The organism is Methylobacterium sp. B1 (genome assembly GCF_000333255.1).
GTDB classification, from domain to species: Bacteria; Pseudomonadota; Alphaproteobacteria; order Rhizobiales; family Beijerinckiaceae; genus Methylobacterium; species Methylobacterium fujisawaense.
In genome coordinates this window covers 1-8,079 of sequence record NZ_BACT01000073.1, presented here as the reverse complement: position 1 = coordinate 8,079, position 8,079 = coordinate 1, and the positions used below count along the sequence as shown (strand labels likewise).

The window sequence follows — 8,079 nt, the reverse complement described above, 5'->3', positions numbered from 1 at the left end:
GCCCAACCTTTGAGCCGCCGAGAGACCAGGGATCGCGAACTAATCGCAGCCGGAATGTCTCGAGCTGCTCGGCTCGCCCCCGCCGAGTCCACGGCCACCAAGGAGGCGTCGAATGCTTGAGAGCCCCGCCAAGCCCGCCCCTTCCCTCAACCGATCCGAGACCGATGGAGGACGCGGTGCCCCGTAGAGGTGCGAGTGTTACTCAGGCCGACATCGCGCGCGCGGCACGAGCGCTGACTCGAACGAGGGCAAGGCGGTGGTCGGCATCGTGGCGGTGATCCGCCCCTACTATCCCGATCACACGGACGAGACCGGCCGCTTCGGCATGGTCGACGTCAAGGCCGTGCGGGCGCTGCCCCGCCCTGTGACGCTCGAGGCGATCAAGGCCGATCCGGCCCTGGCCGACATGGTGCTGGTCAACAATTCCCGCCTGTCGGTGCAGCCGGTGACCGAAGCCGAATGGGCCCGGATCCGTGTGCTCGGCGGCCTCGACTGAGCGGGGCGGCCCGACCGGCGCGGGTCACGCCGCGCGGTTGAGGGGACTGCGCGCGGGGGCCACCACCTCCGGCTCGACCTCGACGGCCGGCAGCGTGTCCATGACCCGGGAGGCTGGCAGCGTCACCACCACCTCGGTGCCCTCGCGCGGCTTGGAGGACAGCTGGAACTGCCCGCCATGCAGTTCCACCAGGCCCTTCACGATCGGCAGGCCCAGCCCGGAGCCCTGCTCGGCGGTCTTGATCGCCAGGGAGCCGCGCCCGAACGAGGACAGGACCGTGCCGAGTTCGTCTTCCGGGATGCCCGGGCCGCTGTCCTTCACCGAGACGTATTGGCCGCCCGACGCGGTCCAGCCGACCTTCAGCCAGATCTCGCCGCCCGGCGGCGTGAACTTCACGGCGTTCGACAGGAGGTTCAGCACGATCTGGCGGAGTGCCCGCTCGTCCGCCCAGAGCCGCGGCAGCGAGCCGTCCACGAGATCGTGGAACGTCTGGTTCTTGGCCTTGGCCCGCAGGCCCATCATGTGGCGGCACTCCTCCACCACGTGGGCGAGCTGCACCGGCTCCTCGTTGAGTTCGTAGCGCCCCGCCTCGATCCGCGACAGGTCGAGGATCTCGTTGATCAGGTTCAGGAGATGCATCCCGCTGTCGTGGATGTCGTGCGAGTATTCCCGATAGGACGGCGCCGTGTGGGTGCCGAACACTTCGTTCTTCATCACCTCCGAGAAGCCCAGGATGGCGTTGAGCGGCGTCCGCAGCTCGTGGCTCATGGTGGCGAGGAAGCGCGACTTGGCGAGGTTGGCCTCTTCGGCCCGGCGGCGGGCCTCGTCGGAATTGGCCTTGGCCTGTTCCAGCTCGCCGAACACCGCGTCCTTCTCGGCCCGGGAGCGCAGGGCGCCCACCGTCGAGGTGTAGAGGCGGCGGGAGAGGCCGAGGAAGAAGACCTGCGCGCCGCCGGCCATCACCACCAGCATCAGCAGGTCCATCCCGCGGGAGAAGGCGGCGAGGGACACGGTGGCGAGCGCCAGCGGCACCAGGGCGGCGATGGCGGCCAGCGGCACCGTCGCGGCCAGCATGGTGGTGACGGCGGAGGCGATGACGAGGCCGAAGAGCGCGAAGGTCCAGCCGCCGGTGGTGCCGAGCCCGATCATCGCGGACCACGACAGGCTCTGCAGCACCTCGCCGATCAGGAAGCGCCTGCGCCAGCGGGCGAGCGGGATCGTCGCCGGGTCGGCGCGGAGGAAGCGCCGGCTCAAGGTGGTGTTGAGCGTGATCATCAGGAACACGCCGAGCGCCCAGGCCGCCGCCACCGGCGGCGCGATCCAGAAGGTCGCCGCCGTGGCGAGCGCCGCCGCGAATCCCACCAGCGGGATGCCCGCGCCGGCCCGGTACTGGGCGTAGTGGCGCAGCAGCTCGTAGTCGAAGGCCCGCTCCAGGCCGGTTTGCGAGGTCAGCTTCTCGCGGGCCGAGCGGATTTCCCGGGCGACCCCGAGGCGGCGCGCCGCCTCCTCCGTCGAGGGGCCGCGACCGCGCTGGACCATCTCGACGGTGAGATCGGGCATGCGCGTCTTGAAACTCGGCTCGATTCCGCGGACGGGCGGCGGTGGCTGGGAAGCACGCCGTAAAGATGAGGCGGATGTGTTAAGAAGCGGCTGCCGGCATCCCTTCAATCTTAAGCATCGGGGGCTGTATCGAGGCTGGCCCGCCGCCGGATTGAAGTGCGGTGCCGCACATCGTGTCCGGGCATGGGCTCGCTATTTAAAGGTGCGTGACCGCTTACCCGTGCGAGGCCGCACGCCGTGATCCGGGCTGCCCGGATGCCCGCGTCGAGAAAGGGTCGCCGACCATGCCGAATCTCACCGTCAACGGTGTCACGCACGCGGTCGACGCCGACCCCGACATGCCCCTGCTCTGGGTGCTGCGCGACCGGCTCGACGCCACCGGCACCAAGTATGGCTGCGGCATCGCGCAGTGCGGCGCCTGCACGGTCCATCTCGACGGGCAGCCGGTCCGGTCCTGCCAGACGCGGCTTGGCGATGTCGGCACCGCGCAGGTGACGACCATCGAGGGCGTGTCGGGCCGGGTGGCCGAGGCCGTCCAGGCGGCGTGGCGCAAGCTCGACGTGGTCCAGTGCGGCTACTGCCAGTCCGGCCAGATCATGTCGGCGATCGGCCTGCTCTCGGGCAACGCCAAGCCCAGCGACGCCGACATCGACGGCGCCATGGACGGCAACATCTGCCGCTGCGGCACCTACCAGCGCATCCGCGCGGCGATTCACGAAGCCGCGCGCAGCCTCGCCTGATCGGCCTGACGCCTCACCTTCCCCGCGGTCCCGACCGGAGCCTCGCCGCCATGCTGAACGCCCGTCGACCGAATCCCCTGCCCGCCCGTCCCAGCCGCCGCGGCCTGCTCGCCGGCGCCGGCGCCCTCGTGGTCGCGTTCCGGCTCGACCCGAAATCCGCCCGCGCGGCATCCGGCCCGAACCTCGCCGACGTCAAGGCGCAGCCCAACGCCTTCGTGCGGATCGGCGCCGACGACACCGTCACGGTGGTGATCAAGCACCTCGACATGGGCCAGGGGAACACGACCGGCCTCGCCACCATCCTGGCCGACGAGCTCGGCGCCGACTGGTCCAAGGTCCGCACCGAATTCGCCCCCGCGGATGCGACGCTCTACAACAACAGCCTGATGGGCCCGATCCAGGGCACCGGCGGCTCCACCGCGGTGGCCAATTCCTGGTTCCAGCTGCGCAAGGCGGGCGCGGCCGCCCGCGAGATGCTGATGGCCGAAGCCGCCTTCCGCTGGAAGGTGCCGGTTTCGGAGATCACGGTCGCCGACAACATCGTGCGCCACGCGCCCTCCGGCCGGCAGGCCCGGTTCGGGGAACTCGCCGCCTCGGCCGCCTCCCTGCCGGTCCCCTCCGAGCCGCGGCTCAGGGATCGAGCGAGTGGCGGCTGATCGGCCAGACGATCCCGCGCCTCGAATCGTGGGCCAGACCAACGGCACGGCGATCTACTCGCTGGACATCCGCCGGCCCACCCAGGTCACCGCGGTCGTGGCCCGGCACCGCGTTTCGGCGCCACCGTGAAGAGCTTCGATGCCGCCGCCGCCCGCAAGGTCGCCGGCGTCCTCGACGTGGTGCAGGTGCCCACCGGCGTGGCGGTGATCGCCCGCGACACGTGGTCGGCCATGAAGGGCCGCGAGGCGCTTACCGTCGCCTGGGACGACAGCACCGCCGAGACCCGCTCGTCCGACGCGATCCTCGCGGAGTACCGTGAGCGGGCCAAGGGCCCCGGCCTCACGGCCTCCGAGCGCGGCGACCCGCAGGCGGCGCTGAGAGGGGCCGCCAAGGTCGTCGAGGCCGAGTTCACCTTCCCCTACCTCGCCCATGCGGCGATGGAGCCCTTGAACGCCACGATCGAGCGGGCGGCCGACGGCGGCTACGACGTCTACGCGGGCTTCCAGTTCCAGACCGTCGAGCAGGCGACGATGGCGGCGATCCTCGGGGTGACGCCCGACCGGGTGCGCCTCCACAGCAACTGGGCCGGCGGCTCCTTCGGCCGCCGGGCGACCCCCACCGCCGACTACCTCGCCGAAGCCGCGACGGTTCTGAAGGCGTCGGGCGAGAAGGCCCCCGTGCACCTCGTCTGGACCCGCGAGGACGACATGGCCGGCGGCTATTACCGCCCGACCGTGCTGCACAAGGTCCGGGCCGGCATCGACGCCAAGGGCGCGGTGGTCGGCTGGGACCACGTCATGGTCGGCAAGTCGATCATGATCGGCTCGCCCTTCGAGGCGATGATCGTCAAGAACGGGATCGATTCCACCACCGTGGAGGGCGCCTCCGACACGCCCTACGCGCTGCCGGCCTACCGGTTCGGCGTCCATAACGGCCGCGAGGGCGTGCCGGTGCTCTGGTGGCGCTCGGTCGGCCACACCCACACGGCCCACGTGATGGAGGTGATGATCGACGAGCTGGCCCATGCCGCCAACGTCGATCCGGTGGCCTACCGGCTCTCCCTCCTGACCCAGGCGCCGCGGCTGTCCGGCGTGCTGAAGCTCGCCGCCGAGAAGGCCGGATGGAGCGCCAAGCCGCAGGATCCGGGCCGCGGCCTCGGGGTCGCGGTCCACGAATCCTTCGGCTCGTACGTCGCCATGGTCGCCGACGTCACCGCTCAGGAGAACGCGGTCCGGGTGAACCGGATCGTGGCGGCGGTGGATGTCGGCGTTCCGGTCAACCCGGACGTGATCCGCGCGCAGGTCGAGGGTGCGGTGGGCTTCGCCCTGTCGGCGGTGCTGCGCAACCGCATCACCCTCAAGGACGGGCAGGTGCAGGAGCACAATTTCGACGCCTACGCGCCGACCCGGATGAGCGAGATGCCGACGGTCGAGGTTCACATCGTGCCGAGCCAGGTGGCGCCCACCGGGATCGGCGAGCCGGGCGTGCCCGTCCTGGGACCGTCGATCGCCAACGCGGTCTTCGCCGCCACCGGCCGGCGCCTGCGCTCCCTGCCTCTCGACCTCTCGGGCGTGAAGGGCGCGTGAGGAATCGCACGTTCCACCGGCCCGGTTCGGCGTAGGGAGGAGAGGCCTTCCCCCCAAGGCAAGAGACCCGACTGAAGACGGCGCGGCGCGACACCGCGCCGTTTCTTTTTTCTGCGCCGATGCGCCATCTCCGGGGCATGCCCGCCTTCGACGACACCGCCGCGCGCCTGCGCGCCTGCCGCCTCTGCCGGGACAGCCCGCTCTACGGTCCGCCCCTGCCCCAGGAGCCCCGGCCGATCGTGCAGGGCTCGGCCACGGCCCGCCTGTGCATCGCCAGCCAGGCGCCCGGCACGCGCGCCCACCGCACGGGCCAGCCGTTCACCGACCCGTCGGGCGTGCGGCTGCGGTCCTGGCTCGGCCTCGACGAAGCGCAGTTCTACGACGCGGCCCGGGTCGCCATCGTGCCGATGGGATCGTGCTTCCCCGGCCTCGACGCCAAGGGCGGCGACCGGCCGCCGCGCCGGGAATGCGCCGAGCGCTGGCGGGCGGAGCTGTTCTCCGGCCTGCCCGACCTCGAACTGATCCTGGTGATCGGCCAGTACGCGCAAGGCTGGCATCTCGGACGGATGAAGGGCGGGCTCACCGGCACGGTGCGCCGCTGGCGGGAGATCCTCGCCGAGCCCCGGCGCCCCCGGGTGCTCCCCCTGCCCCACCCGTCCTGGCGCAACAACGGCTGGCTGAAGCGCGAGCCCTGGTTCGAGGCGGAGCTGCTGCCGGTGCTGCGGGCCGAGGTGGCGCGGGTGTTGGCGGGGTGAGTGGCCGTGCCGGCATTGACCTCGCGGGCGTTCCGCGGAATCGCTGCCGCGACCCCGAAGGACGCGCCGATGACCGAGATTGCCGACCCCCGCGACCGCCTGATCGTGGCCCTCGACCTGCCGAGCGTGCAGGCGGCCGAGGCGCTGATCGACCGGATCGGCGACGCCGCGACCTTCTACAAGATCGGCTACCAGCTGGGTTACGCGGGCGGCCTCGCCCTGGCCGAGCGGCTGGCGGCCCGCGGCCTCAAGGTCTTCCTCGACCTGAAGCTCCACGACATCGGCAACACCGTCGAGGAGGGCGTGCGCTCGGCCTCGGGCTCCGGCGCCACCTTCCTCACCGTCCACGCCTACCCGCAGACCATGCGGGCGGCGGTCCGCGGCCGGGGCGCGGGGCTCAAGATCCTCGCCGTGACGGTGCTCACCTCCTACGACGATGCCGACGCCGCGGAGGCCGGCTACGGCCTGCCGGTGGCGGAGCTCGTCGCCAAGCGCGCCGCCCAGGCCGCCGAGATCGGTATCGACGGCCTCGTCTGCTCGGCTGCCGAGGCGGGCTCGGTCCGGCGCATCGTCGGCCCGGACCGGCTGATCGTCACTCCGGGCATCCGCCCTGCGGGCACCGAGGCCGGCGACCAGAAGCGGGTGATGACCCCCGGCGATGCCCGAAAGGTCGGGATCGACCATGTGGTGGTCGGGCGCCCGATCACCGGCGCCGCCGACCCCCGCGCGGTGGCGCAGGCGATCGTGGCGGAACTCGCCTGAACCGGACCGGGATTGCCTTCGCGCCGATCGGATCCACTTCGCTCCGCAAGGCAGGAGACGCAGCATGACGAAGGGCTACTGGATCGCGCGGGTCGATGTCCGCGACGCGGAGGCCTACAAGGCATACGTGGCGGCCAACGGTGCCGCCTTCGCCAAGTTCGGCGGTCGCTTCCTCGTGCGCGGCGGCGCCCACGAGGCGGTGATGGGGCCGGCCCGATCCCGCAACGTGGTGATCGAGTTCCCGAGCTATGCCGATGCCCTCGCCTGCTGGAACTCCGACCTTTACCAGGCGGCCAAGGCCAAGCAGCGCGGCGGCGTCGAGGCCGAGATCCTGGTGATCGAGGGCTATGACGGCCCGCAGCCGAGCGCCTCCGAGCCGGCGCCGGAGGCCGGTCCGGCTTCCGAGTAGATCGCAGCGAAGGGGCCACGCGGAGTCTCGCGCGGCCGAGCCGGGCACCGGACGGGGCTCTGGATTTCGGGGCCTGCGCGCAGTCGGGGAATGACGGAGGTGTCGTCCCCGGCCGCCATCGCATCCGGCGGCGCGGTGTCCGCGCTGGCGATCGCCACTGTCCCGGCGCGCCGCTTCGCCCCTCTGGGACGGAGGGCGGAATGCCGACGTTGGACCGGCCGTCAGAGCGGGACCATGGAGGCGGGTCCTCCGGGGCGGCCGCGATGCCGCCGGCGACGATCCCGGATCTCGTCCGGTCGCGCTACGACAGCGGCCTCCGCGGCGCGAGGCTCCGCAGCAGGAAGGCCGTCATCGCGGCCACGGGCGGCACCGGCTGAAGACTGGAGCTGCCCACCAGCAGCGGATGGGTGTAGCGGGCGATGGCGGCGTGGATGCAGGCGGCCGCCTCGACGGGATCGGCGGCCTCGAATTCGCCCCGGGCCACCTATTGGGGACCGCTTACGCGGCCACCGCCACCGGAGCAAAGTTGTCGTTGGCAACTATTGCAAAGGCCCGATAACGGCGGAACCATGCCGAGCGAAAGTCCAACCTTTACGCCCTCGTCGATCCTATTTCGCCCCCGCCAAAGCCCAGGCTAAGATCACGCGCCTTGCGGCAGCATGTCCTGGGCTCGGGTGGAGGCGCCGGGTACCGCCCCCGGGTCCGATAGGTTTATTGCGAAGAACGTTTATCGCCATAGCCGGCCTCGCGACCGGCTCCCAAGATATAGAGGGGATCGGTCCGGTTTTGAAGCCCGATCGTGTCGCGCCGCCGTCTCATTTGGAGCCTCCGGGTGAGGCTGTTGCCGGAAGCGCGCAGTCGCCTTCCGGCGCGGTGGCCGACGCCCCTCGTCCCGGCATCTGGTCGGCGGCCTGGCATCTCGGCGGGCTGGTCGCGCTCGTCGTCCTCTATCTCGGCGCCGCGAGCCTGCTCGCGCTGGCTGTCGTGCGCGTCGGGTTCGATCTGTGGAGCGGGATCGATCCGTTCCTGCCGCCGGAGCGGCGCCCGTTCCTCGGTGCGGTGGAGCTGACCCACCGTGCCTTCGCCACCGACGTCCTGCGTCAGGTGTTCCTCG

General features: G+C 71.4%; 6 protein-coding genes, 1 other RNA gene and 3 pseudogenes. 7 read left to right on the top strand and 3 right to left on the bottom strand.

Annotation, left to right across the window (positions count from 1 at the left end; genetic code table 11):
• Positions 1–220: 220 nt before the first annotated feature.
• Positions 221–496, top strand: a pseudogene (locus I53_RS01970) (EVE domain-containing protein); the annotation flags it as partial.
• Between the two features lie 24 nt (positions 497–520).
• Here I53_RS01970 and I53_RS01965 read toward each other — a convergent pair.
• Entirely contained in the window at positions 521–2,056 is a 1,536-nt protein-coding gene (locus I53_RS01965; protein WP_043346075.1) for a HAMP domain-containing sensor histidine kinase, read from the bottom strand.
• Positions 2,057–2,340: 284 nt separating this feature from the next.
• Between I53_RS01965 and I53_RS01960 the strand changes: the two genes are divergently transcribed.
• The 5 genes and pseudogenes from I53_RS01960 to I53_RS01940 all read left to right on the top strand — a co-directional run bounded on the left by I53_RS01960 (position 2,341) and on the right by I53_RS01940 (position 6,965).
• Entirely contained in the window at positions 2,341–2,796 is a 456-nt protein-coding gene (locus I53_RS01960) for a (2Fe-2S)-binding protein (protein ID WP_043346072.1), read from the top strand.
• 50 nt (positions 2,797–2,846) lie between these two features.
• Positions 2,847–5,039, top strand: a pseudogene (locus tag I53_RS01955) (molybdopterin cofactor-binding domain-containing protein).
• 137 nt (positions 5,040–5,176) lie between these two features.
• The gene (locus I53_RS01950; protein ID WP_043346070.1) at positions 5,177–5,794 is read left to right on the top strand and encodes a uracil-DNA glycosylase family protein; all 618 of its coding nucleotides are present in this window, start codon (positions 5,177–5,179) and stop codon (positions 5,792–5,794) included.
• Positions 5,795–5,863: 69 nt separating this feature from the next.
• Positions 5,864–6,556, top strand: a complete 693-nt coding sequence (pyrF, locus tag I53_RS01945; RefSeq protein ID WP_043346079.1) for an orotidine-5'-phosphate decarboxylase — start codon at positions 5,864–5,866, stop codon at positions 6,554–6,556.
• 64 nt (positions 6,557–6,620) lie between these two features.
• The gene (locus I53_RS01940; protein ID WP_043346068.1) at positions 6,621–6,965 is read left to right on the top strand and encodes a DUF1330 domain-containing protein; all 345 of its coding nucleotides are present in this window, start codon (positions 6,621–6,623) and stop codon (positions 6,963–6,965) included.
• A 301-nt stretch (positions 6,966–7,266) separates the two neighbouring features.
• Here I53_RS01940 and I53_RS33625 read toward each other — a convergent pair whose 3' ends face one another.
• Complete coding sequence (locus I53_RS33625; protein WP_043346066.1) at positions 7,267–7,449, bottom strand: hypothetical protein; 183 nt, start codon at positions 7,447–7,449, stop codon at positions 7,267–7,269.
• Positions 7,413–7,760: a transfer-messenger RNA gene (gene ssrA / locus I53_RS30770) on the bottom strand. Before ssrA ends, I53_RS33625 begins: the two co-directional genes overlap by 37 nt.
• Positions 7,761–7,838: 78 nt before the next feature.
• Between ssrA and I53_RS01930 the strand changes: the two are divergent.
• Positions 7,839–8,079: pseudogene (locus I53_RS01930) on the top strand (CPBP family intramembrane glutamate endopeptidase); the annotation flags it as partial.

Coding starts and splice junctions, on each gene's coding strand:
- pyrF (WP_043346079.1), top strand. CDS start 5,864: ATGACCGAGATTGCCGACCCCCGCGACCGCCTGATCGTGGCCCTCGAC.
- I53_RS01940 (WP_043346068.1), top strand. CDS start 6,621: ATGACGAAGGGCTACTGGATCGCGCGGGTCGATGTCCGCGACGCGGAG.
- I53_RS01965 (WP_043346075.1), bottom strand. CDS start 2,056: ATGCCCGATCTCACCGTCGAGATGGTCCAGCGCGGTCGCGGCCCCTCG.
- I53_RS01950 (WP_043346070.1), top strand. CDS start 5,177: ATGCCCGCCTTCGACGACACCGCCGCGCGCCTGCGCGCCTGCCGCCTC.
- I53_RS01960 (WP_043346072.1), top strand. CDS start 2,341: ATGCCGAATCTCACCGTCAACGGTGTCACGCACGCGGTCGACGCCGAC.